At 45.6% G+C, this 24,429-nt stretch carries 20 protein-coding genes and 1 riboswitch; of the genes, 6 read left to right on the top strand and 14 right to left on the bottom strand.

Annotated elements, in window-relative coordinates; translation table 11 throughout:
- Positions 1-6 precede the first annotated feature (6 nt).
- From ACR1R9_RS00835 to ACR1R9_RS00810, 6 genes are all read right to left on the bottom strand, one after another.
- Positions 7-879: a CheR family methyltransferase gene (locus tag ACR1R9_RS00835; protein WP_076291260.1), complete on the bottom strand. Its 873-nt coding sequence runs from the start codon at positions 877-879 to the stop codon at positions 7-9.
- Between the two features lie 71 nt (positions 880-950).
- Complete coding sequence (locus tag ACR1R9_RS00830; protein ID WP_076291259.1) at positions 951-4,670, bottom strand: response regulator; 3,720 nt, start codon at positions 4,668-4,670, stop codon at positions 951-953.
- Positions 4,667-5,836: a PP2C family protein-serine/threonine phosphatase gene (locus tag ACR1R9_RS00825; RefSeq protein ID WP_099858573.1), complete on the bottom strand. Its 1,170-nt coding sequence runs from the start codon at positions 5,834-5,836 to the stop codon at positions 4,667-4,669. The genes ACR1R9_RS00830 and ACR1R9_RS00825 overlap by 4 nt, the downstream gene beginning before the upstream one ends.
- Before the next feature lie 391 nt (positions 5,837-6,227).
- On the bottom strand, positions 6,228-6,572 hold the full coding sequence (locus ACR1R9_RS00820; protein WP_064640589.1) for a general stress protein: 345 nt from the start codon (positions 6,570-6,572) through the stop codon (positions 6,228-6,230).
- Positions 6,573-6,665: 93 nt separating this feature from the next.
- Entirely contained in the window at positions 6,666-7,199 is a 534-nt protein-coding gene (locus ACR1R9_RS00815; RefSeq protein ID WP_433921911.1) for a hypothetical protein, read from the bottom strand.
- Between the two features lie 66 nt (positions 7,200-7,265).
- Positions 7,266-7,778, bottom strand: a complete 513-nt coding sequence (locus ACR1R9_RS00810; RefSeq protein ID WP_076291257.1) for a DUF948 domain-containing protein — start codon at positions 7,776-7,778, stop codon at positions 7,266-7,268.
- Between the two features lie 219 nt (positions 7,779-7,997).
- Between ACR1R9_RS00810 and ACR1R9_RS00805 the strand changes: the two genes are divergently transcribed.
- On the top strand, positions 7,998-8,162 hold the full coding sequence (locus ACR1R9_RS00805; RefSeq protein ID WP_017692264.1) for a DUF1328 domain-containing protein: 165 nt from the start codon (positions 7,998-8,000) through the stop codon (positions 8,160-8,162).
- 396 nt (positions 8,163-8,558) lie between these two features.
- Positions 8,559-9,062: a hypothetical protein gene (locus ACR1R9_RS00800; protein ID WP_090954767.1), complete on the top strand. Its 504-nt coding sequence runs from the start codon at positions 8,559-8,561 to the stop codon at positions 9,060-9,062.
- A 105-nt stretch (positions 9,063-9,167) separates the two neighbouring features.
- On the opposite strand, the gene ACR1R9_RS00795 is transcribed toward ACR1R9_RS00800, so the two are convergent.
- On the bottom strand, positions 9,168-10,058 hold the full coding sequence (locus tag ACR1R9_RS00795) for a cation diffusion facilitator family transporter (protein ID WP_099858571.1): 891 nt from the start codon (positions 10,056-10,058) through the stop codon (positions 9,168-9,170).
- A gap of 292 nt (positions 10,059-10,350) precedes the next feature.
- On the opposite strand from ACR1R9_RS00795, the gene ACR1R9_RS00790 reads away from it, so the two are divergent.
- Positions 10,351-10,539, top strand: coding sequence for a hypothetical protein (locus ACR1R9_RS00790; RefSeq protein ID WP_063566591.1), 189 nt, complete (start codon positions 10,351-10,353; stop codon positions 10,537-10,539).
- 164 nt (positions 10,540-10,703) lie between these two features.
- Here ACR1R9_RS00790 and ACR1R9_RS00785 read toward each other — a convergent pair whose 3' ends face one another.
- The 6 genes from ACR1R9_RS00785 to ACR1R9_RS00760 form a co-directional block, all read right to left on the bottom strand.
- Positions 10,704-12,329, bottom strand: a complete 1,626-nt coding sequence (locus ACR1R9_RS00785; protein ID WP_076291255.1) for an ABC-F family ATP-binding cassette domain-containing protein — start codon at positions 12,327-12,329, stop codon at positions 10,704-10,706.
- 215 nt (positions 12,330-12,544) lie between these two features.
- Positions 12,545-13,609, bottom strand: a complete 1,065-nt coding sequence (locus ACR1R9_RS00780) for an MBL fold metallo-hydrolase (protein WP_076291254.1) — start codon at positions 13,607-13,609, stop codon at positions 12,545-12,547.
- A gap of 71 nt (positions 13,610-13,680) precedes the next feature.
- Positions 13,681-13,854 carry a cytochrome bd oxidase small subunit CydS gene (gene cydS / locus ACR1R9_RS00775; protein WP_375165360.1) on the bottom strand — a complete coding sequence of 58 codons (174 nt, stop codon included), beginning with the start codon at positions 13,852-13,854 and terminating at the stop codon, positions 13,681-13,683.
- Between the two features lie 32 nt (positions 13,855-13,886).
- Entirely contained in the window at positions 13,887-14,921 is a 1,035-nt protein-coding gene (locus tag ACR1R9_RS00770; protein WP_076291252.1) for a cytochrome d ubiquinol oxidase subunit II, read from the bottom strand.
- Positions 14,918-16,264, bottom strand: coding sequence for a cytochrome ubiquinol oxidase subunit I (locus ACR1R9_RS00765; RefSeq protein WP_076291251.1), 1,347 nt, complete (start codon positions 16,262-16,264; stop codon positions 14,918-14,920). Before ACR1R9_RS00765 ends, ACR1R9_RS00770 begins: the two co-directional genes overlap by 4 nt.
- Before the next feature lie 327 nt (positions 16,265-16,591).
- Positions 16,592-19,399, bottom strand: coding sequence for an ATP-binding protein (locus ACR1R9_RS00760; RefSeq protein WP_076291250.1), 2,808 nt, complete (start codon positions 19,397-19,399; stop codon positions 16,592-16,594).
- A 380-nt stretch (positions 19,400-19,779) separates the two neighbouring features.
- On the opposite strand from ACR1R9_RS00760, the gene ACR1R9_RS00755 reads away from it, so the two are divergent.
- Entirely contained in the window at positions 19,780-20,478 is a 699-nt protein-coding gene (locus ACR1R9_RS00755) for a response regulator transcription factor (protein ID WP_076291249.1), read from the top strand.
- A gap of 40 nt (positions 20,479-20,518) precedes the next feature.
- On the opposite strand, the gene ACR1R9_RS00750 is transcribed toward ACR1R9_RS00755, so the two are convergent.
- A complete protein-coding gene (locus ACR1R9_RS00750) occupies positions 20,519-20,959 on the bottom strand; it encodes a hypothetical protein (RefSeq protein ID WP_433921913.1) in 441 nt (146 codons plus the stop codon).
- 226 nt (positions 20,960-21,185) lie between these two features.
- Here ACR1R9_RS00750 and ACR1R9_RS00745 point away from each other — a divergent pair, with 226 nt between their 5' ends.
- Positions 21,186-22,328, top strand: coding sequence for a virulence factor (locus ACR1R9_RS00745; RefSeq protein ID WP_076291247.1), 1,143 nt, complete (start codon positions 21,186-21,188; stop codon positions 22,326-22,328).
- 142 nt (positions 22,329-22,470) lie between these two features.
- Positions 22,471-22,688, top strand: a riboswitch (Lysine riboswitch).
- A gap of 114 nt (positions 22,689-22,802) precedes the next feature.
- Positions 22,803-24,269, top strand: a complete 1,467-nt coding sequence (locus ACR1R9_RS00740) for an amino acid permease (RefSeq protein WP_433921914.1) — start codon at positions 22,803-22,805, stop codon at positions 24,267-24,269.
- Positions 24,270-24,429: the final 160 nt, after the last annotated feature.

Here is a 24,429-nt window from a genome sequence, read left to right as displayed (position 1 = left end):
AACCCCCTATTTAATCTTCCGGTATATTTTTTCCGTCCGGTCTAACGGCTCGTAGGCATCGCTGAATTCCGTAAAATGTATCGATTCTTTAGACCCCAGAACAAGGATGCCGAAGTGGCTCAAACTTTCATGAAAAAGTCCGTGCACATGATTCCGCAGTTCATCATTGAAATAAATCATGACATTACGGCAGAAGATTACATTAAACTCGTTAAATGACCGGTCTGTTGCCAAATTATGTTCGGCAAAAATAATATTTTTCCGTAGATAAGGATGAAATATAACGGAATTATATTTCGCGGTGTAATACTCCGAAAACGCGCGGGTGCCCCCGGCTTCCAAATAATTTGTAGTATATAATTTCATTTTCTCAATGCCATATACGCCTTCCTTGGCCTGCTGCAATGAGCGATCATTCATATCTGTTGCATATATTCTTGCCTTGTCATACAGTCCTTCCTCATGCAGCATAATCGCCATGGAATAGACTTCTTCTCCTGTAGAACAGCCAGCATGCCATATCCGGATATATGGATAAGTCCTCAGTACAGGAATAATCTGTTCCCGGAAGAACCGAAACAAGGTTGGATCACGAAACATTTCCGTTACAGGGATGGACAAATTCTGTACAAAACGATCAAATACAGAACGGTCATGAAGCACCTTATCCTGTAAACTGGAAATGGTCTTCAGTCCCTCGGCATGTACATAATGCCAGATTCTCCGTCTTAAAGACGGTAACGCGTAGTTCCTGAAATCATATCCATATAAACGGTGCATACCTTCCAACAGCAATTCGATCTCGATCAGTTCACGCTCTTCATCTTGCGGCATGCGGATCGATTCTGCCTCCGCCTCGGTAGGTTCCCACGGTGTCATATATTCTCTCCACTTCTTCATTTGTTACTTGCGTAATAGATGTATTGTCTTTCATTACCCAAACTATCGGGTTACGAATACAGCCATACCCGCATTAAGGATAACAATTGATCCGTTTGGATCGGTTTTTTTACATAATCGGATGCTCCAGCCTCTATGCACTTGCCACGATCATCTTTCATTGCTTTTGCGGTCAAGGCGATAATTGGCAATTTCTCGAATTTCGGTATCTGTCTGATCCGTGTCATGGCCTCATAACCGTCCATTTCCGGCATCATCATATCCATTAATACCAGATCGATCTCTGGGTTCTTATCCAGAATCTCCAGAGCTTCACGGCCGTTCTCCGCAAATGTCACATCCATGCGATAGCCTTCAAGCACACTTGAAAGGGCAAATACATTACGGATGTCGTCATCCACAAGAAGTATTTTCTTACCTTCAAATAAGGTTTCCTTGTTATGCAGTTTCTGCAGAATTCGACGCTTATCTTCCGGCAGGTTAGCTTCTACCCGGTGCAAGAACAATGTCGTCTCATCAAGAAGACGTTCAGGTGACTTCACGTCCTTAATGATAATGGATTCCGCGTACTTGCGAAGCTTCATCTCTTCTTTGCTGTCGAGCTCTTTGCCTGTATAAATAATAATCGGCAGATCATTCAGGTACTGGTCGTCCCGAATCTGGTCAAGCAGCTCGAATCCAGTCATATCTGTCAGCATCAAGTCCAGCACCATGCAATCATAGCGTTGACTGTGCAATTCATTCAAAGCCTCACTGCCAGTGGACACTGCTGTGATAGCGACATCATCATGGCCAATCAGTTCAATAATTGCTTTCCGCTGTATTTCATCATCTTCCACAATCAATAGACGTTTCAATTGATTCTCTGTATAGGATTCGATATGCGAGAAAGCTTTATCCAACGAATCTTTACTGGAAGGTTTTTTCAAATAGGCAATGGCTCCCATCATCAAACCTTGTTTCATATCATCAATAACCGAGATGACATGTACCGGAATATGACGTGTCGCCGAGCTGCTTTTCAGTTCACCCAGTATCGCCCAGCCATCCATGACAGGCAACTGAATATCAAGGATAATCGCATCCGGCAAATATTGACGGGCCATTTCGAGTCCTTTGTCTCCCTGAAGCGCCACAATAGCCTTAAATCCTCTACCTCTCGCCATATCCATCAAAATATGCGCAAAATTCACATCATCCTCAATGATGAGGAGAATCTTGTCACCTTCCACTAGGTTCTCCTGATCATCCTCCAGCTGTGCCAACACAGGTAAATCAGTTTGAGGCAGCTCCATAAACGAAGTGCTATCCGGGTCAGGTGTGAGCACGGTTTGTCTACCCGAACGCATCGTCTGTGAGTCTCTCCCGAAGGCTTCAATCTCAGAAGCAACTGCGGCTTCTCTTACCGCGTCATCCACCTGAACCTCATCTTCGTGATTATCCGGCAGGAACAAGGTGAAGGAACTGCCCACACCTTCGGAAGACTCTACCTTGATAGCACCCCCAAGCAGTCGGGCAAGTTCGCGGCTTATGGACAATCCCAAGCCCGTTCCGCCATATTTGCGGCTGGTTGTACCGTCCACCTGCTGGAATGCTTCAAAGATCAGATCCGTTTTGTCTGATGGAATTCCAATCCCGGTATCCTTCACGGTAAAGCCTACATATTCCTGGTTCGTATTCAGGTACCCAGGAAGCTCTTCTGTTTTCATTTTTCGTCCAATCAGGCTAACAGATCCTCGATTGGTAAACTTGAACGCGTTCGACAACAGATTCCGCAAAATCTGTTTGACGCGATGGCTGTCGGTATATACCCATTCCGGCAAATTGCTGTCGAACTCAATGTTCAGGTTGAGTTCTTTTTTATTCGCCATTGGGCCAAAATTCTGTTGAACAAAGCTGGTAAGTTCTTCCATTCGCACTGTTTCATAATTGATATCCATTTTGCCCGCATCCACCTTGGACAGATCCAAAATTTCATCAATCATTTTCAGCAAATCTGCACCAGACATATAGATCGTCTGGGCATATTCCTGCTGTTTAACACTCAGGTTTCCATCCTTGTTCTCCGATAACAATTGAGACAGAATCAAAAGACTGTTAAGTGGTGTACGCAATTCATGCGACATATTTGCCAAGAACTCCGACTTGTACTTGCTTGTCATCGACAATTGCATGGCTTGCTGTTCCAACTGTGTTTTGGTTTTCTCAATTTCGTCGTTCTTCTCTTCCACTTCTCGCACTTGTTCTTCCAGTGCACGAGTCTTCGCAATCAGCTCGGTATTGAAGTGTTCCAATTCTTCCTGTTGACGCTGCAACAGCTCTTCTGAACGTTTGAGGGCTCCCGTCTGTTCTTCCAGATTTTCATTGGAACGGCGTAACTCCTCTTGCTGTGTCTGTAGCTCCTCGGATTGCACCTGCAATTCCTCCGTGAGCGCCTGGGATTCACGCAGCAGTTCCTCCACCCGCAAACGGCGTCGAACGTTGTTGAGAATGACACCCAAATTCATAATCAGCTGCGAGAATAACTGAGTATGCAAATTTGTGAATCCTTCAAACGATGCCAGTTCGACAACGCCAATCAGTTCATCCTCAAATACGACAGGATAGATCATCACACCAGAAGCACGCGATGACCCCGTTGCTGATCCGATGTTCACATAATCCTCTGGCGTTTTTTCGAGAATAATTGGCGTCATATCCAATGCGGCTTGGCCGATTAGTCCCTCGCCGATACGATATACCTCTTTGCCAACATCTTCATTCTCTTCAAATGCATAAGCACCATAACGTCTCAATTCGTCTGGATGTTTCTCTTCATCGATTAGGTATACGACACCCAGTTGAGCTCCAAGTACAGGTGTGAATTCACTGATAAACATCTGCGAGATCTGACGAATCGACCCTATACCACGCAACAATTCTGGAACTCTGGCAATGTTGGAACTCATCCAGTTCTGATCTTGCTGTGCTTGCAAATAAGCTTTCTCGACTTCAAGCTTTTCTTCCAAATCATTGGAGACATCCTTGAACACGCTGGCAATCTGACCAATTTCGTCGGTAGACTTCACCTGAATGCGGCGAATGGTTCGATAACGGCCTTTTCCAAAGCTGGTGATCATCATGGAAACGGTATTCAGACCCCGTGTAATACTTGGCAGCACCCACATAATGACACCCAATGCTAGTAACAATCCGGCAATCATGATGGCTACTGTAATCTGAACCGCGCGCATATAGGCTGCATTCGCATCTTTAATCTCGGTATCTATCTCCTGGTCCTGAAAACGGGACAGGGCATTCAAGCTGTCTACAGCTTCCTTCTGCACCGCCAAGCCGGTTGCATTCCGGTAGTTATTGGCATCTTCCACCCGATTCTGGGACATTAAGCTGACCTGTCTCGCTGCATAAGCATTGTAAGCTTCCCAGGCCGTATTCACACGATCTACCAGTTGGTGCTCTGGTGCGCTGTCCGCCCGATCCCGCACTTCCTCAAGGTAGCGTTCGCCCTTTTCCTGCATGGCCTTTAAATCACTGTCTGCGGCACTAATGGAATTGTTGGGATTTAGCAACAAGTTAGCCAGCACTTTGGCGATATCATTGACCTCTCCACGTGCAGAAGAAGTATATCTGACTTTGAGGTATCGCTCCTGATACATCTGATCGATCTGTTGATTGCTGCTGTTCAGCCGTTCGTAACTCACAAACGTAAGCACAATCATGATGGCCATCAGGGCGGTAAAGCCAATCAGCAGTTTATTTCTGATCTTCATTCAGCTTCGACCCCTTTATTTAAGGTAATCCACACCAAACATTTATCATCATCCCGTTCCTGCGGAATTTCATCATCGAAGAACAACGCCTGCATGGATGCTTCATCCCACTGGTGGGAACCCGCCAGTTTTTCCTTCAGAAACGCCTGCTGCATTTCCTGATCGCCCTGAACGGCTTCGGTTAGCCCATCCGTATAAAGTGCAATGTGCCCATCGCCTTCGTAGTGAATGGTCTGTGGTTCAATATCCATCTTGTCAAACAGACCAACGGGACAGCAGACGCTGTCAAACGTTGTCACACTTCCGTCGTGACGGAAAAAGAGTGCTGGCGGATGGCCTGCATTAACATAATCAATCCTCTTCATTCGTGTATCTACGACCAGATATATCGCTGTAAAATAGTACTGCACCAGCTGTTTTTCCAGATGCAACTGATTAAAGCGTCGATTCAGCTCCTGAATAACCTTCTCCGGGTCTACATACGTTGTAACCGTGTCTTTCAGGACGGAAGCAATGAACATGGTAAATAGGGATGAAGATATCCCATGCCCCATCATATCCAGCAGCAGGACTCCATATCTGCCTTCACCAAGCGGGTACCAGGAATACAAATCACCCGCAAGTTCAAACGAAGGTTTGTAAATAGCATTAACGTGGAATAACGGATCTTCAATTGCTGGGCTTAGCACAGCATTCTGTACCATAGCCGCAAGTTTCAGTTCATCCTGAATCCGCTGATCCCTCTCTTTATGCCAGTCCTTCTCCTGTTTTAGGCGAAGCGCAAGACGAATTCTGGCCATCAATTCGACTTTGTTAATTGGTTTGGTCACATAATCGGATGCACCTGCATCCAGCGCTTCGGCCAATTTTTTGGAATCTCCAATCGCAGTTACCATAATAATAGGTATATCCTTGAGATTTTCAAATTTCTGCACAATACTGCATGCTTCGATTCCATCCATCTCCGGCATCATCATATCTAGCAAAATCAGGTCAATATCCGACGGCTTGGGACGAAGTTCATTGTTTTCCTCACCAATCCCAAGGACTTCAAACATCTCCATCGCAGAACTTGCCGTTACAATGTCACGATAGTTTTCTTTTTTCAGAATTTCTCGAATGATAATGACATTCGTCGGATTGTCGTCAACAATAAGTATTCTCATTTCTATCTCCTTATCTGTGGCGTCCGGGTTTGTCGATTCTTATCAGGTCAGCTAACAACCTTAATTATACAAATTTCGCATACAACACAGCGGTAGACATAATAATTCCTAGTATAACTATAATCCTATTATCAGAAAACTTCTATCAGTAAATGGCACCATCGCAGGAGAATTCACCCGCTGGTTACCCTGTTTTTGCTGCGTTCTGATCCCGCTTCCAAACTTGCAAAAACATAGATAAGGAATGGGGATATCCCCATTCCTTATCTATGTTTTTGGTTAAGCATTCTGCGGTCATCAACTTAAAAGCTCTTTTGAATGATGCAAAACACTCGATTCTGAAGCTTGTCCATTCTCAGAAGGCTCCAGCTTACGCTTTGGATCGTCTAAGCTATTCTTTCTTTTTGGCAATCACAAGTACTTTGCCTTTATCGAGTTCACTCTCGTAAAAATCTGCCTCAGCTTCGGTGAATCCCATCGAAACAATTTTGGCCCGGAGTTCATCACCGCGGGAGCGGAACAGGTTCGCCAAGGAATCAAATACCCCTTCTTCCTTGATACCAATCTCTTTGGCATCTGCCGTATCGGCAATTCGATCTGTACGATCCTTTTCATGAGCTAGAACGAAGATATGATCAGCAAGGTATCCGGTAATCTGCAATTCTTTCACCGCTTCTACCGCTTGGACTCCGTTTTCTACCACTTTTGCATAAGCTTGCGCATTGGTTGAATTCATCGTTTCCACTCTCCTCTGATTGATCTTCTTTATCGAGCTACTTAGTATATAACCATACGATATCAGGTTGAAACGCTTGTGAATTATCCAATCCTAGGAAACCGATTCATCAAAGAGGTCTATTCCTTCAATATGATTGGAGCCTGGCTTCATATATACTTTCAGCGCCTGGCTTCCTCGAAGAAATACTTCTCCATCCTCTGCTACATAATGCGGCTTGCCCAAAACATCTCGAATGGCCTCAATGTTCATATCAATCCATTCCTGATTAAGCTTTAGACGTTTCTCGGAAGCATCAATATGCACATAATTGACCACTCCTGTATCTTCGCAGAGCCCAACCGTTACATCTTTGAATTGATACTCAGGGCAACCCAGGTATGGATCATGTTCCTTATGAATCGGCTGGCCTTTATTGGCTAAAATATCATCGATGCTGTCATCCAGAGAAATGTCATTCAGAGTCCGAAAGTGCTGGACAGGTCCGGATCGATCAGCAGCCAGAATAATCTCTGGTGTCTCCTCTTCCACTACCGTCCATTGCATATCATGAGCAGCGGGTACCGCTGCCGGTTGAACGGAAAAGGGAGAAATTACGCTAAACATAACAAGCAGTAGTTTCATCATGATTCTCACCCTTTCATCAGGTTCATCACCGCTCTGAAGACTTCTATTCATTACAAAACGGTCATGCTATTTCCGCATACGTTGCCATACATTAGCAGCTACATCCACATATTTCAGCCAGCTTTTGCTTCCTTTGGCATCATCATGATATGTAGCTTCATAGGATTGCAGTGTCCGATCTGTCGGTGTAGCAGGCGGTGTCTGTACTACATTCGCTACTTCTGAGCGCTTACTCTGTTCAGTGCTGCTACGTTTCGTCTGAAACTTGGCCATCAAAGTGGATGACACCTGCTTTGCTGCTTCCGTCACTTCGTTCAGCACTTCACCCAGATTCTGTACAGATTCCATAACAGGATCAATTTGTTTCATCTTGTGCTGCACATCAACTGTAATATCATTGGCATGCCTTACTGTCTGTTTGACTTCATAACTAAGCTCATCAATGGTCTTCTGTACTTCCTGCAGTGTCTGTGACACATTGTCGAGTGAACCCTGAGCGGACTTCAAGGTACGAATTAAGAAGAATACAAGTACTGCAAATGCAATTGCAATTAAAGCCACACTAATTTGATAGATCATAAAAGAACCTCACTTTCCAGTATAAATCGGTTTTGTTATTGCTTAGTTACCCGACCCATTCCGAGGCGAAACAAATAGGATATGAACTGTAAAAACAACTCCTCCTGGTAAAATATCGCAATGTTTCAACCCCATAGGCCTCGGTTAAAGAACAACTACACACGGCAGTGAGACGAACACTTCTCGCTACCAAGTTCTATAAACGAAAGGATGATACCCATGTTGAAATGGTCGGTACTATTTCTAATTATTGCTCTTGTTGCTGGTATTTTCGGATTCTTCGGTATTGTTGAGGCAGCTGCTTCGATTGCCAAAGTACTCTTCTTCATCTTTGTTGTACTGTTCGTCATCTCCCTGATTACGGGACGCAGCCGAATGCGATGAATGACGCTTCCCAATTATGAACAGCATTCGATACATACAAAAGCCTATCGAGCTTGCAAAAGCCGGTAGGCTTTTGTGCGTTCATAATCTCTTTTTGCAACAATTCTCCCCCCGCACATTACGACTTATCTCTATTATGTATTACGCTCCCTTCTGGTCTATTCCATCGCTTCTCCCCGATTACATCATAAAAACAGGACCATTATGACATAGCCAACCCGGTTTTCTCCCACCGAAGTATGATATTTACAGGCTCTCCTTATACCCACATATGCTCCAGTTGACACTGGAGAATCCAAGAAAATATTGTTATAATTTGTGATTCATAAGTAAGCTTGCTTGGTTACTTTTAACACAGGACAACAAACTACATACCTAACCGAGGAGGAAAAACAAATGAAAAAAATCGTAAGTTTTGCCGCTGCTCTGACTTTGATGGGTTCCATGGCTGCTGCCGCAGGTGCTGAGGAAGCGGTTACCGGAACGGTAGCTCCAGAAACGGGAACTCCCACAACCACAACAACGCCGGCTGTTGAAGTGAACAAACCTGCTGTAGACACTGTAGAAGGCACAGCTGAGACCGTAACTGGCACAACAGTAGACACAACGGGTACAGAAGGTACTTCAACGACTACTGAAACAACAACTTCAACAAAGGATGACAAAATCTTTGATGAGCCTGTTGTGAAAGCAGGAGATGAGGTTCTGGTCCCTACAATGCTGCTCAACCTGTTGGAGCGCACATGGTTCTATGATGCACCTAATGGCAAACCAATCGGTGCACTGGGTTCCCAAGTCATTGATACGACAGGTGAAGTTGTAGATGGATTCGATGGTGGTCAATGGGTACAAGTGTATACGTGGAAAGGTAAAGCTTGGATCCACGTTGCTATTCAATAGTATCGTATAATCGTTCTAACGATAAGTAAAGAGGACAGCACGCAGGCAGCGGCTGTCCTCTTTTTCATTTCAAATATGTTTATTTCCGGTTTGTCCCTCCCGATTTCAAGGGCTTCCCGTCGTGCCTTCTTCCATCTTCGGCTCCACATGCACATGTACATGCATAATATTATGTGAACGTTTCAAGCGCTCTTCGACCCGGTCACAGATCTGATGACCTTCGATCAGGCTCAGTCCTCCATCCACCTCAATAACTACATCCACCAGTACATGACTGCCGTGCACACGTGCTTTCACGTCCTTAATCATTTCCACACCAGGAACTCGCGCCACAGATGATCTTAGGTCTGTGAGTTCCTTCTGATCAAATCCGTCTGTCAGACGATGTGTTGAATCACGGAAAATCTCCCAAGCTGTCTTACAAATCAACAGACCTACAGCAATTGCAGCTACTTTGTCCAACCAAGGAAGGCCAAATTGTGCACCGATGATTCCGATCGCAGCACCTATGCTGACCCAGGCATCCGAACGATTATCTTTGGCCGCAGCCATTAGAGCCTGACTATTAATTTGTTTGGCAAGACGATGATTGTAACGATATACGCCCAGCATCACCAGCGCACAGACAACGGCAACTGCCGCTGACCACAGGTTTGGTGCTACAAAGTTTCCTTCATACCAGGAACGAACCGCTTCAACCAATACCTGTAGGCCAACCATGGCCATAATAAATGAAGCAATTAGGGCAGCGACCGTTTCCGCTCTAAAGTGACCATAGGCATGATCGGAATCAGGTGGCTTCTGGGATATGCGGAGTCCGATCAATACCGCAACAGACGCAACAATATCTGTAAGGTTATTAAAACCATCCGCCAGCAAAGCGCTGGAAGCAAACAAATATCCGCAGATCAATTTAAAAGCAGACAAGACCAGATAGGCCACAATACTGACCCAAGCTCCGCGCTCTCCTTTGCGTATTTCTTCGTAGGCGTTCAAACCGGGCGACACTCCTTTAACGTTTCGTATTACGGTTGTTCAATGTTACCAAATGCGTACCGTGTGGGTCTATAGAAACAGTGTTGCCAAGCTGCATTGCTGTAGGGATGCCGAAACAAAGTTGCCAGACCGCAGGGCTGTAGGTAAAGAGAAAAAATGTTGGCCCAGTCAAAAAAGTGAAGGTTTTCAGCATTTTATCAGGTTGCCCTTGTGGGGCTTTTGTAAAACGTATAAAATGAGTACATCCCGTCCAATTTGGACGGCTTACTGTAAGACCGGGAGGGAAATAACGATGAGCGATAATAACGAACCGAAAAAGGTCAGTTTGCAGGATGCTATACGCCAGAAACTGGCACAGAAGAAAGAACAGGCAAACACCGGTAACCAATCCAGTGCCTATTTTGAAGGCGGCCCTAAAGCAATGAAGAGCCAAAACAACAAAAAGCCTAACAATCAGCGCCGCCGTACTGGCGGATCCTAGACCGCAAGAAGCTCTTGTATGAGATGTTTCTATGGTTACAGGATCACCCTGTATGACCAAAAAAGAACCGCAAGCCTCCTCTGGAGAGCTTGCGGTTCTTTTTTTATATTAAAACGAATAGTTAACTACGTTAACCATACTCAATGTAGACAGCTTAGCTTATCTTAAGCTTCTACCGGATACATTTTGTTACGCAATTCTTTAATTTCGTCACTTTCCAGATACTCATCATAGCTCATTTGGCGATCAATAACGCCGTTTGGCGTGATTTCAATAATCCGGTTAGCGATGGTTTGAATGAACTGATGGTCATGGGATGTAAACAGCATAGTGCCGTCAAAATCAATCATACCATTGTTCAGTGCGGTAATGGACTCCAGATCCAAGTGGTTCGTTGGCTCATCCAAAATCAGGGCGTTGGCGCCTGTTTGCATCATTTTCGCCAGCATACAACGAACTTTCTCACCCCCGGAGAGTACACTTGCTTTTTTCAGGGATTCTTCGCCTGAGAACAACATACGACCCAAGAATCCACGCAGGTACGTTTCATCCTGATCTTTGGAATATTGACGAAGCCAATCTACGAGACTCATATCTACTCCGTCAAAATATTTGGAGTTATCTTTCGGGAAATAAGCCTGAGTTGTAGTAATACCCCACGTGTATTCACCACTATCCGCTTCCGTTTCACCCATAAGGATATCAAACAACAACGATTTGGCATTACCGTTCGGGCCAACAAAGGCAATCTTATCCCCTTTATTCACCACAAAGCTGAGATCATTCAGCATGTTTACACCATCAATTGTTTTATTGATACGATCAACGGTCAACAATTGTTTACCCGCTTCACGCTCAGGCTTGAAGTTAATGAACGGATATTTCCGGTTCGATGGACGAAGATCATCCAACGTGATTTTGTCGAGTTGTTTCTTACGCGAAGTCGCTTGCTTCGATTTGGAAGCATTCGCAGAGAAACGTTGAATAAAGGCTTGCAGCTCTTTAATCTTCTCTTCTTTTTTCTTGTTAGCATCACGTTGCAAAGCAAGTGCCAATTGGCTGGATTCATACCAGAAATCGTAGTTACCTACGTACAGCTGGATTTTACCGAAATCGATATCTGCAATGTGTGTACATACTTTGTTCAGGAAGTGACGGTCATGGGATACGACAATAACAGTACCTTCATAGTCCATGAGGAAGTTTTCCAGCCATTGAATGGATTCGAGGTCCAAGTGGTTGGTAGGCTCATCGAGCAACAGGTTGTTTGGACGACCAAACAAGGCTTGTGCAAGCAGGACACGAACTTTTTCGTTACCGCTCAGATCAACCATTTTCTTCTCATGCATGTCACGTTCAATACCCAGACCGATTAGGAGCGCCGCTGCATCCGGCTCAGCATCCCAGCCATTCAACTCAGCAAACTCACCTTCAAGCTCACCTGCACGCAAACCATCTTCTTCAGTAAAGTCCGCTTTGGCATACAACGCGTCCTTCTCTTTCATGATGGAATAAAGACGGCTGTGGCCCATAATTACAGTTTCGAGAACCGGATACTCATCATATTCAAAGTGGTTTTGCTTCAAAACGGCCATGCGTTCGCCCGGGGTGATGTGCACCTCTCCCGAGTTTGCTTCAATTTCACCGGACAAAATTTTCAAAAATGTTGATTTGCCGGCTCCGTTGGCGCCGATCAGACCGTAACAGTTGCCTGGCGTGAACTTGATATTCACATCTTCAAAAAGTGCACGTTTTCCGTAGCGGAGCGTGATGCCGCTTGTACTAATCATTAAGCATACCATCCTTTATTTAATATTCTGCATACTGCATGAATAGCAACTTGCATCAATCATGGATTCAATATCCCGAAGCCTATTCTGGCACCATATTATAACACAAAAAAGCGGCAAATTCGAAAATTGGCCGCTTTTTAATCGTTAAAGATTTGGTAAATGTACCGTTCATGCGGGTATACCCTTACATTAGCATATCTAGATCACTTTTGTTAGTCTTGTTTACTTTCTTCGTGCCGGATGCGGAGTGTCTCGCCATGTCCTAGCACTCGAATGCGCTCTTCGTTAATTCCCAGCCGTTCTCGTTCAGCTTCCATTCGATCAAGTGCTTCCTTGGGTGTGTCATCCGCCAGCTTAAACGTTCCATAATGCATGGGAACCATAAGCTGGGAACCCGTTTCTACAAATCCTTGCAGCGCTTCTTCCGGCGTCACATGTTGGGATGTCATGAACCATTCCGGGTCGTACGCACCGATTGGCATCAGGGTAACACCGATGTCGAAGCGTTCTCCGATCGTTTTGAATCCCTGGAAGTATCCTGTATCCCCTACAAAATAGATCACTGGCGGACCGCCGAGAGAATGATCAGCCGAAGTTTCTATTGGATCATCCGTTCCTGCTGCTCGGGAATTTTTATGATTTTCGTCTTCACTCGTCGCAGCACTCTCCTCCGATGGAATGAGTGCCGGGTGATTCTGTTCCAAAACATAACCGCCCCAATGGGACGTATTGGTATCGAATAGGGTTCGGCGCGTCCAGTGCTGCGCAGGTACAAAGGTTATTTTGACCCCGCCAAGCGTAATATGTTCCCACCATTTCATCTCATGACACCGATGGAACCCTTTGCGCACCATTTTGCGTTTGAGACCATCAGGAACGATGAGCAGTGTTTTGGCTGTGACCAACTTCCGCAGCGATGCGAGATGCAAATGATCATAGTGTGAATGCGAGATCAAAATGACATCCAGAGGCGGAATATCCTGAATCGGAATGCCAGGGGCACCGAGTCTGCGCTGAAATCCCATTTTTTCGGCCCAGACCGGGTCTGTCACGATGTTTAGTCCATGATATTGAATGAAAAATGTGGAATGACCAATCCAGGTAATCGTGGTTTCAGCCCGGTTGGCGTGCAGATAATCCAGTTCAGGCGGGTGCTTGGGCACGGTGTAGGAATAATCCTTAACTTTGCTGCGCCGTTGCTCCCTCCATTGCTTGAATTCCTTCAGCGTTTTGTCCGTACTTACATTATCAATGTTGTTATAACGGATTTTCGGCATGAAAGGGCCCTCCTCCCCTCCTCGTATCTTAACAAAAGATTACCCCGAATTGGAAAGTACGTACCAACGAATCAATCCTTTGGATTTTTGCATTTCGCCAAGTAGACGAACAAAAACGCAATTGCAGCCACGATAATCAGTGGTGGGGCGTACATAATTGTAAAGGTCTCAAAAAAACTTAATCCCGTTATACCGGGAATACCCCTCACTCCCTCGTCAGAGCTGAGAAGTAACCGTGGAATCATGATGAACAGCATGTTGGGAAGCATGAACGGACTCATCCTTTCTTTTTGCCAGCATTACCTCGCACATAATTGGCATCAAACAGAAACAGCTTCATAATGAGCACAAGTGAAGGAATGAGCACCAGCAGTCCCAGGCTGAACGCCGTAATGAGCGCAATCCCCATCGTTTTGTTCGTAAAGCTGTCGTAAATATTAATGTACGGATACAGAATGTATGGAAGATGTGAGCGCCCATAGCCGTACCAGGCAAAGGCAAACTGCAGCATGACGGCGATAAAGCACCAGCCCAAATATTTACGTTTCCATACCAGCGAGACGGCGATCACAAAACAGATAAAAGATGCGATAAACATCCATGAGATATTTAACATCTGCTCAAAGTGTGCGGGATTCTGTTTGTTAATTTGCAAAAATGCCAGGAAGCTGGCAAAGATCGTGGGCAGACTCCATAGGAGTGCATACTCCCGAAGAACCTCAAACGCAGTCTCATCTTCTGCCCGCTTAGCATAGTAGGAAAGAAACATCGCGGAGATATAGAGCACACTTACCAGGGCAAGCAATACAACAGACCAGGTATACGGATTCGTCAAAAACTCACGCCAGCGAAAAAACACCTGATCGCCCACCTGCTCAATAATTCCACCTTCGGATATCGCCAAAATGGTGGAAAACACCGCCGGAATCAGCAATCCCGTTGCTCCGTACAATGCCATATAGATCCGGCTGTTCTGCCCATGGTTCCCATAGGTATTATAGGCGTAGTACACGCCCCGGATGGCAAGCAGTACAATCGCCAATGAACCTGGAACAAGCAGCGCTGTCCCATAATAAAAAGCGCTATCCGGATAAAAACCGACCAAACCAACCACAAAAAAGATCAGAAACACATTCGTCACTTCCCACACGGGTGAGAGATAGCGCTGAATAATGTTATGGATTTTGTTCTCGTGTCCGGTTAATATGCTGTAAAAGCTGAAAAATCCGGCTCCAAAATCAATCGAAGCCACGATCAGATATCCAAAGAGAAACGTCCACAAAATCGCGATGCCCGCTATTTCAAAGCTCAATGCACGATCCCTCCTTCCAGACCGAGAGACTCCAGTTCCTTCTCTGCTTCCTTGTTACGAAACAGCTTGCTGAGTACCCGAATCGCTGAGAAGCAAAGGATTAGGTACAGCAGAATAAACAGAACCAACATCCAGCCTACTGAGGATGATGTTGTTGCTGCTTCCGACACCTTCATGTACCCGCGCAATATCCATGGCTGTCTGCCAACCTCGGCGAACATCCAGCCCAGCTCAATGGCAATCATGGCCAAGGGCCCAAGCAGGACGATACCGAGCAAGAGCCACTTGGGATAAGGTTTGCGCCCCGGCAGCCAGCGACGGAACACATAAAGCACCGGAATTAGCAGAATGATCACGCCAGTCGTTACTTTCAGGTCAAACATATAGTGAATGGACAACGGCGGCCTCAGATCGGCCGGAAATTCTTCAAGCCCTTTCACTTCCGTATCCGGTCTGTTTCCCGCCAGTATACTAAGTGCATAGGGAATCTCGATGGCATATTTCACTTCATTGTTCTCGTCAAGAATTCCCCCATAGACCAGCGGCGCTTTCGTCATCGTTTTGAAATGCCACTCTGCCGCTGCCAGCTTCTCCGGTTGGTATTTCGCTAGAAATTTACCAGAAGAATCTCCGATCATGACGGTGCTGACCGCAAATACGAGCGCACATACCGTTGTGAGCTTAAGTGCCTTTTTGTAATACACATGATCTCGCCCACGAAGCAAGCTGAATGCAGCGATACCTGCTAATATACCCGCACTCAATGTGTATGACGAGGCGAGCACATGAGATACCTTAGTCGGAGTAGCTGGATTCAGCATTGCAGCAATCGGATGGATGTCCTTCATGATGCCATTAATCAGGGTAAACCCCTGAGGTTGGTTCATAAAAGAATTCACTGTTGTAATGAATATCGCAGAAGCAGAGGATCCCAGTGCCACCGGAATCAGCAGCAGCATGTGCGTATATTTCTTTTTGAAACGATCCCATGTGTAAAGGTAGATTCCAAGAAAGATCGCCTCCACAAAAAAAGCGAATGTCTCCATAAACAGCGGCAAGGCAATGGCCTGCCCCGCTACCCGCATAAACATCGGCCACAGCAGGCTGAGCTGTAAACCGATTGAGGTGCCTGTAACCACACCTACGGCAACGGTAATGACGAAACCTCGCGCCCATCTGCGCGCGAGCAAGGTGTAATGGATATCATTGGTGCGCAGTCCGCGCCATTCAGCCAAGGCAATCATGAGTGGAACGCCTACACCGATGGAGGCAAAAATGATGTGCACAAACAAGGTTAGACCGGTCAGCATCCGGCTGAGCAGAACAGGGTCCAGGGATGACATGGGTTACACTCCTCTTTCACTTAATCGTTATGTACGACTTCATATCGCCTGTGTGACAATATGCCTCAATAACTCATAATTCGGATAATACTTTTGACAACGGCATACAGCACGATCACGGCTGCAACCAAGCAGACGATAATAAGGGTTTTCTCTTGTTTACGGAACATAGACCTGCCGTCCTCCTTTTGCATGGCATGCAAATTATGGCTCTATAGACAGTTTGCAAAAGAAGTTGTTTTTTTATCCGGGAAATTTTGAAAAACAAAAAAAGCCTTTATCTATTTCAGGATAAAAGCATCCTATTAGATAAAGGCTTCTCTTGCCTTACAAAAGTTCGTCTTGCTTAGGCAATCGAACCTTGAACGTGCTTCCTTTGTGCGGCGCGGATATAAAGGTAAGTGTTCCCTGGTGGTCCTCTACAATTTTGCGCGAAATGTAAAGTCCCAGTCCAGTCCCGCCAATCTGACGATGATCCGAATTGTCCACACGATAAAACTTCGTAAATAACAGGTCCTGCACGTTCTCTGGAATTCCTATTCCATAATCACGTACATCGATGCATAACCATTCTTTTTCTTCCCACAGCGTAATATCAATTCGGTCTGCTCCAGGTGAGTACTTGACTGCATTACCAACCAAATTGTGCAGCAACTGAACCATCCGGTTCTGGTCCGCGTAAGCAAAAAAGTCTCCATTAAACGCATGTACATATATACGCTGAATGGATTGCATATTCCATTGCTCAGCAACACCCTCAACCAACTCAAGCAACGGTACATACGTCTTATGGTAGGTCATACCTTCATTGTCCAGACGTTGAATATCAAGTACATCATCCAGCAGACTGCTCAGCCGTGCGCCTTCCGAAGAAATGGTTTCCATGAAGTCCTGACGCTGTGAAGCGGGAAGATCATACATCATCATTAGTTCCACATAGCCCATAATGGTCGCTACAGGAGTACGAAGCTCGTGGGACACCACACTGATCAGTTCGTTTTTCATCCGATTGAGTCGTTCTTCCTCTGTACGATCGCGGAACACCAGAAGAAATCCATGGTTTTTACCGGGAACATCCATTTGCTTCATGTACAGGGAAAATACACTCTTTTCCACATCATTGAATATAAATTCAGTTTCTACAAAGGCCAGTTCTCCGTTTAAAAAAGCACGAGTCTGCTCCACCAAATTGAAATCAGCTGTTAATACAAGAGTATCAATGGCATTGGCTAAATCTACGATAGATCTGCCCGAAAAATCTCGGAGGCCAAACATTTCTTCAATTCTTCTGTTAACTATCGTGATGGTGCCGAAACGATCAGACATGACCAGACCTTCCCTAACAGATTCAATGAAATGCTCGCTGATATCCCGCTGTTCCTGGATGGCAACTTTTTCATGAAACAACTCCGCATTCAGCTTCTCCAGAGCCAGCGCATGACGTACACGGTCTTCTTCAGCTCTTGTCCGCTCGGTAATATCCTTGATAAATAAGTTGTACAGCGTTTCGTTATTTCCCAGCTGAATTTCTACAATTTTGTACTCAATCGGAAAAACCGAACCGTCCCGGCGAATGCCTGAAATTTCTTCCACGATGACATGCCGTTTGCCCTGAATATACTCACATTGTTTCAGCATTTCCTTAATTTCCATACAGCTCGCTCCCTGAAAAAGGGATGGGGCCTCTTTTTCTAAAACAACCTCTTCCCGTTTCAATCCAAACATTCTTTCGGCTTCGGGATTAAACTCTATAATCAGTCCGTTTAAATCCACAGCAATAATAGCATCAATAGATGAATCAATGATTGCCCGTTTGATTTCTTCACTATTCTTCAGCTCTTTGGTTCGTTCTCTGACCCTGTCTTCCAGCGTAAGCTTGTCCTGACGTATCTGCTCGAATTGTTCAAGGAGCACATCGGCCATTTTGCGCAAATTGCCAATTAGAATCTGCACTTCGGTGACGTGGCTGGTCGGCCAATCCATCTTACCATTACGAAATAATAGTCTGGGAAGGGAGCCTGTCATGCGTGTGAGGCGTTTCATTGGACTTACGACTTTCTTGCTAAGTGGAGCAGCCACAATCATGGAAACCACGAAAATGATAAACAGAGACTGAAGCGTATTCAGATAGATCGACTCAATACGTTTGTAATAATTGGCTGAGTTGGTCTCAACAAAAACTCGATAAGGAGTACTTGTGGTCATATCTGCTTCATACATAAACGACGCCTGTTTCCAGTGAGTAAGCACATCGCTATAATAAGCATCCCCGGAATGGAATAGGATACTGTTCTCCCCTGGCTTGAGTAAACGATACTTGTTGATATCCAGGTAATCTCCCTGCGGAAGCGTATCCAATCCAGAAGCTACAACTTTATTATTTGGATCCAGAACGATGACATTTACATCCAGCAGATGATGATAACGCTCCATGCTCTGGTGCATGTTCTCTTCTGTTAGATATTGTTCATTCAAATCCTTGATCACGGCATTCGCAGCGTGTTTTAGATTAGATACAATGGAGTTATTGATCTGACCCAGCTGTCTCCGACTGTCGGCCGATAACAGAACAAGAGAGACAACGACTACAAAGGATACGACGTATTTAAATGCAATTCGTGTGAGCGGAATGGTTCCTGTTCGTTTCGACTTCAATTCGCCATTGGTAATCCAGAAGTCTACCACAATACCTGCAATCAGCGCGTTAACCATACTGGTCACAGCGACATGCATGTATGTATATTTTAATTCTTCAAGATTCATGCCCATAATGTACCCATAACAGGTCACTGGCAATAACATCGCTACCCAGAATGCAGCATTTGCCTTCATGACACTTCCATTCTTCCATCGGATCTGCCACCCCAGCATCCAGATTAATTCAATAGTATGAGCGCCAATCATAAAAAAACTATTTGGGACTAGACCCCCGAATAACACACCCAAGGTACAGATTGCTATCAAAGCAGTGAATCCGTATACGGCTCCATGTAAGCGCAAGGCAATAAAAGTTGCGGCTGTACCAAACAAGAGCTGTACCCCGTAAAAAAGAGTCAACGGAAATATCGTTCCCAGCGTACCCAGGATAATAAGTATAGCCGTACCCAACCACGGAATACGGAGTTTGATTACCATCCACTCCAACACCTTATTTATCCTTATGTAGTCCACAGGCATCCGTCCTTATGATTGATTTCTATGTTTGCATTCAACAACAACGTTGGTATCTCCTATGGATTAAAGCTCAAAAGATCTACTTTATTTCCCTGAAACCGTTCTGATACATTATACTGTAATTACTACTCGATGTAGCTTTGGGAAATTTTGAATGATCGGCAAATGAGCTTCATTCATGGTAAAATACTGAAGTTTGGCCTCAACTCTATAGAACTTACTACATATGCATCCTATATTCTGGAATACAAACATTAAAAATTTTGCAGCATTCCCACACAAATTACGCCATTTTTCTAGAAGTTTCTTAACAAATTCATTTCATCAGGAGTGTGACCTCAATGTCTATCAAAGTTCTTCTTATAGAAGATGAGAAAAATCTGGCCGACATGATTGCTTTCTTTCTTGAGGAGGAGGGTTACATAACTGAACGGGTTCATCATGCACGCGAAGCACTTCAACTTTTCCCACGATTCCAGCCCGATATTGTAGTGACTGACTTGATGCTGCCTGAAACAGACGGTAATGATCTGGTAGATGCGTTTCGCCAGCACTCGACTGTACCCATATTGATGATCTCGGCCAGCACCATGCTGAATGATCGGCTCCGAGCGTTACATAATGGTGCAGATGATTTCCTTTGTAAACCCTTTAGTCTGAAAGAGCTTGATGCACGTATTAAGGCATTACTGCGCAGATCGGCTATCTTCTACCCGGACAAACCGATAAAAGAGGACAAACCAACTGAAGTTGTCGGACATGTCAGTGTGAATGAGTACAGAAGAACTTTGTTTGTGGACGGCCTTGAAATCGAGGTTACTCATATTGAGTTTGAAATCATGAAGGAATTGTACCGAAATCCCGGCAAAGTGTTCACCCGCAATGAACTCATGGATCGAATTAAAGGCTCTGAACGGGCATATCTGGACCGCACAATCGATGTACATATCTCCAGTCTGCGTAAAAAAATTGAACCCGACCCCAAAAATCCAAGGTACATCAAGACGGTTTGGGGAACGGGATATAAATACGTCATTTAGTACGCGCCGCAATGAAATAATGGCTCATGTCCTCTCTCTGTCATCGTCTCATCGACTGAGTTGAGGGCTGAGCTGTTTTTGTTTTGTATGCAAAAGAATGCAGCCACCGCTGGATTTCCACGATCAGACTGTCTGGTTCCTTCTCATGCCAAAGGATCATCTTTATCAGACCCGTACCCGTAATAAGCTGCAAATGGCGCTTGCGAATCAGGGATTGGAAATCCGTAATTACCAGCAAAGGAATCTGAGGCATAAATGCCCGAATGGCATTGGCTGCTGATACGGCTTGCCCGGCGTCCTGATAATCGACAATACAATAATGAGCTTTGCCCCATTCCTCCCCCTCCTCGTTATTCACATTCTTTGCTCTTTTCATTGCATGCTCCCTCTGCTCGTCTGTTATCCATTCATTCAACAATGCAATCATATTGTCATAATCAATACCACGACTTCCGTCCGAAAGTACGGTAATGGGTTCCATAGGTATAACCTCCAGTTCATTCTCTCTTCTTATTGTGCCAATCTTCATTTAAAAATGTTCGTGTATGAACATAAAAGAAGTGTTAACTATCTTCGTACTTCTTCACAAACTGTGTAAGGTTCATTACCCATTTCGCAGTTTGCGACAATTCATGTAAAATAGGGATATGCCCGTGCTAATTGCGGGAACTTTAAGAAATGAATCCGGTACAGGAGGTTATGAACCGATGAATATTGTTTCAATTGAACCAACACCCAGTCCCAATACGATGATGCTGCATCTGGACGAACGTCTGGAGGACGGGATCCGCAGAACATATACACTGGATAACGAACGATCTGCTCCGGCGTTTATTCGCCAGATGCTTCATATTCCCGGAGTAAAAAGTGTATTCCACACAACCGACTTCGTAGCGCTCGACCGCAAGGGAAATGCGGATTGGTCCGTCATACTTGGCGAAGTCCAAAGTCGTCTTGGCCAACAGGGAATCGATTTGGACTGGATTGAATCTGAAGACGCCTCTGGCGAACACTTCGGTGAAGCACAGGTATTCGTTCAATTCTTCAGAGGTGTGCCGATGCAAATTCGGGTCAAAGCCGGCGCTAAGGAAGAGCGGATTTCGCTCTCGGATCGGTTCGTCAAAGCCGTTACTGAAGTCGCCAGCGCAACACTAATCAAGGAACGGAAACTGAGTGATTACGGCGTCCGCTACGGGGAATTGCCTGAAATCGCAAGAGAAGTTGAACAGGAGCTGGAAGCAGCATATCCCCCTGAGCGTCTGGAACGCGTAATTCAACAAGCCATTGAGCACGGCACCAATTCCGAAGAGTTCGTGGAACGTCGCCGCGAGCTGGATGGTGCCGAGCTTGAAGAGGCTCTGCATAATGAGGACTGGAATGTTCGCTACGCTGCATTTGATGGTATGGAGCCTACAGCAGAACGACTGCCACTCGTTGCCCATGCACTCCATGACAGTAAAATGCAGATTCGCCGACTGGCTGTTGTATATCTAGGTGATATCCGTACACCGGAAGCGATGGAACTGCTGTACGAAGCTCTGCAGGATAGTTCACCTGCTGTACGTCGGACTGCCGGAGATACCCTCTCCGATATCGGTGATCCTGCAGCAACTGCAGCCATGACAGCTACGTTATCGGATAAAAGCAAGCTTGTACGCTGGCGTGCAGCCCGTTTCCTATACGAAGTGGGAACTGAAGAAGCTGAGCAAGCTCTGCGGAAGGCAGCCGAAGATCCTGAGTTTGAAGTCAGCCTGCAAGCCAAAATGGCACTGGAACGGATTGAATCCGGGGAACAGGCAGCCGGAACCGTATGGCAGCAGATGGCTGGGCGTAATAAGACGTCGGAATAGTCCTTTCGATTCATATCCAACAATTGTTATTGCACTGGAATACCATGGGGGTTATACTGATTGTCTGTTTACTAAACAGAACATTGAGTGTTACGTTCTGTGATTTATAATTTCATAGACAATAGATACACCTCATCCATGATGATGAGGTAGAGGTCGCGGGTGCGATCAGTACGCTGAAGGAGGCGCTAAGGAGCCGCTTATGAATTCAGCCGAAAGGTGCACCCGCCGAAGCCCGCAGGACGGTTCCTTACGTTGTCCAGCGCGGCTGGGGCTGTTGCCGAAAGGTGCAGAACTGTCACAGATGTATGATGCCTTCCTCGGAGGGTATGATTTCTTCTGTGTTGAGCTATCTTAAACATCTGGGACGAGGTGCGGACGATTGATAATAAAGACCGCAGGCTAATGCCTGCGGTCTTTTGGTTATTTCCATTGTTCTGAACCCATTAGTACGCTGAAAGAAGGAGTGTTTCCATGCAAGACCGCAACAACCAAACTAACACAGGACCTACCCTGAAAAAAGGATTACGCGCACGGCATATGACCATGATTGCACTCGGTGGATCCATTGGTACAGGACTTTTCCTCGCAAGCGGAACCGCTATTTCCAATGCTGGCCCCGGCGGTGCACTGATTGCTTACGTTGCCGTCGGCATCATGGTCTTCTTTCTAATGACCAGTCTCGGAGAGCTGGCTACCTTCATGCCTGACTCCGGTTCATTCAATACGTATGCGGCCCGCTTCGTCGATCCAGCCCTTGGGTTTGCCATGGGTTGGAACTTCTGGTACAACTGGGCCGTCACCATTGCGGCAGAACTCGCTGCGGCAACCGTACTCATCAAATACTGGTTCCCTGAAAGTTCATCCATGTTGTGGAGTCTGTTGTTCCTCGTATTAATCTTTGCCCTAAATGTGTTGTCCGTTAAAGGGTATGGAGAGTCGGAGTATTGGTTCGCCATTATCAAAGTCGCTACAGTGATCATCTTCCTTACCGTTGGTGTGCTCATGATCTTCGGCATTATCGGTGGAGAAGCGGTAGGATTCAGCAACTTTACTGTTGGAGACGCACCATTCCATGGCGGATTCTTTGCGATTCTGGGTGTATTTATGGCTGCAGGATTCTCTTTCCAAGGAACAGAGCTCATTGGTGTCGCAGCCGGTGAGAGCGAAAATCCGCGTGAAAATGTCCCTCGTGCTATTCGGCAAGTGTTCTGGCGTATTCTGATCTTCTACATTCTGGCGATTACAGTCATCAGTCTGATCATTCCTTACACACATCCGAATCTGCTTAAAGGTGATCTGAACAACATCGGAGTCAGTCCGTTTACTCTTGTCTTTGAAAAAGCGGGGCTGGCCATTGCTGCTTCCGTCATGAATGCCGTTATTCTGACCTCTGTGCTGTCTGCCGGGAATTCAGGCATGTATGCTTCAAGTCGTGTTCTGTATGCTCTTGCCCGGGATGGCAAAGCGCCTCGCTTCCTGGGTCGGCTGAACAAAAAGGGCATTCCAATGAATGCCCTGCTCTTGACCACAGCGGTGGGTATGCTCGCTTTTCTAGCCTCCCTATTCGGTGATGGTATTGTATATACCTGGCTGCTTAATGCATCCGGGATGTGTGGGTTTATCACCTGGCTCGGCATTGCCATCAGCCATTATCGTTTCCGCCGTGCGTATGTGGCCCAAGGTCGAGATTTGAACGATCTGCCCTACCGTGCACGCTGGTTCCCATTTGGGCCGATCTTTGCTTTTGTGTTATGTATCATCGTTATTATTGGACAGAACTATCAGGCGTTCACGGGCGATCAGATCGATTGGAGCGGAGCCCTCGTCGCTTACTTAAGCGTTCCGCTGTTCCTGATCTTATGGCTGGGTTATAAATTTATTAAGAAAACAAAAGTTGTACCATTACAGGAATGTGATTTTACAACAACAAACGAATAACGTTATTTCATAGGCACCCTTCTTTCCGCTGGAAAGTAGGGTGCCTATTTGGTTCGTCCAATTTTCGGGATAGCTATCACTCAAGCAAAAAAGGACGCTCATGAATGAGCGTCCTTTTTCACCATAAGGTGTGTCCTATTATAATCATTCATACAAAGTT

The organism is Paenibacillus taichungensis, from assembly GCF_050994985.1.
Lineage (GTDB): Bacteria > Bacillota > Bacilli > Paenibacillales > Paenibacillaceae > Paenibacillus > Paenibacillus taichungensis.
The sequence above is the reverse complement of the archived record's forward strand: the minus strand, read 5'-3'. Positions and strand labels throughout refer to the sequence as shown.

What these genes read in the sequence shown, in the direction of transcription:
- ACR1R9_RS00830 (WP_076291259.1), bottom strand. Translation starts at nt 4,670, where the DNA reads ATGAAGATCAGAAATAAACTGCTGATTGGCTTTACCGCCCTGATGGCC.
- ACR1R9_RS00815 (WP_433921911.1), bottom strand. Translation starts at nt 7,199, where the DNA reads ATGATGAAACTACTGCTTGTTATGTTTAGCGTAATTTCTCCCTTTTCC.
- ACR1R9_RS00825 (WP_099858573.1), bottom strand. Translation starts at nt 5,836, where the DNA reads ATGAGAATACTTATTGTTGACGACAATCCGACGAATGTCATTATCATT.
- ACR1R9_RS00760 (WP_076291250.1), bottom strand. Translation starts at nt 19,399, where the DNA reads ATGGTAATCAAACTCCGTATTCCGTGGTTGGGTACGGCTATACTTATT.
- ACR1R9_RS00790 (WP_063566591.1), top strand. Translation starts at nt 10,351, where the DNA reads ATGAGCGATAATAACGAACCGAAAAAGGTCAGTTTGCAGGATGCTATA.
- ACR1R9_RS00750 (WP_433921913.1), bottom strand. Translation starts at nt 20,959, where the DNA reads ATGGAACCCATTACCGTACTTTCGGACGGAAGTCGTGGTATTGATTAT.
- cydS (WP_375165360.1), bottom strand. Translation starts at nt 13,854, where the DNA reads ATGATTCCACGGTTACTTCTCAGCTCTGACGAGGGAGTGAGGGGTATT.
- ACR1R9_RS00835 (WP_076291260.1), bottom strand. Translation starts at nt 879, where the DNA reads ATGACACCGTGGGAACCTACCGAGGCGGAGGCAGAATCGATCCGCATG.
- ACR1R9_RS00800 (WP_090954767.1), top strand. Translation starts at nt 8,559, where the DNA reads ATGAAAAAAATCGTAAGTTTTGCCGCTGCTCTGACTTTGATGGGTTCC.
- ACR1R9_RS00740 (WP_433921914.1), top strand. Translation starts at nt 22,803, where the DNA reads ATGCAAGACCGCAACAACCAAACTAACACAGGACCTACCCTGAAAAAA.
- ACR1R9_RS00810 (WP_076291257.1), bottom strand. Translation starts at nt 7,778, where the DNA reads ATGATCTATCAAATTAGTGTGGCTTTAATTGCAATTGCATTTGCAGTA.
- ACR1R9_RS00780 (WP_076291254.1), bottom strand. Translation starts at nt 13,609, where the DNA reads ATGCCGAAAATCCGTTATAACAACATTGATAATGTAAGTACGGACAAA.
- ACR1R9_RS00755 (WP_076291249.1), top strand. Translation starts at nt 19,780, where the DNA reads ATGTCTATCAAAGTTCTTCTTATAGAAGATGAGAAAAATCTGGCCGAC.
- ACR1R9_RS00785 (WP_076291255.1), bottom strand. Translation starts at nt 12,329, where the DNA reads ATGATTAGTACAAGCGGCATCACGCTCCGCTACGGAAAACGTGCACTT.
- ACR1R9_RS00745 (WP_076291247.1), top strand. Translation starts at nt 21,186, where the DNA reads ATGAATATTGTTTCAATTGAACCAACACCCAGTCCCAATACGATGATG.
- ACR1R9_RS00820 (WP_064640589.1), bottom strand. Translation starts at nt 6,572, where the DNA reads ATGAATTCAACCAATGCGCAAGCTTATGCAAAAGTGGTAGAAAACGGA.
- ACR1R9_RS00805 (WP_017692264.1), top strand. Translation starts at nt 7,998, where the DNA reads ATGTTGAAATGGTCGGTACTATTTCTAATTATTGCTCTTGTTGCTGGT.
- ACR1R9_RS00765 (WP_076291251.1), bottom strand. Translation starts at nt 16,264, where the DNA reads ATGTCATCCCTGGACCCTGTTCTGCTCAGCCGGATGCTGACCGGTCTA.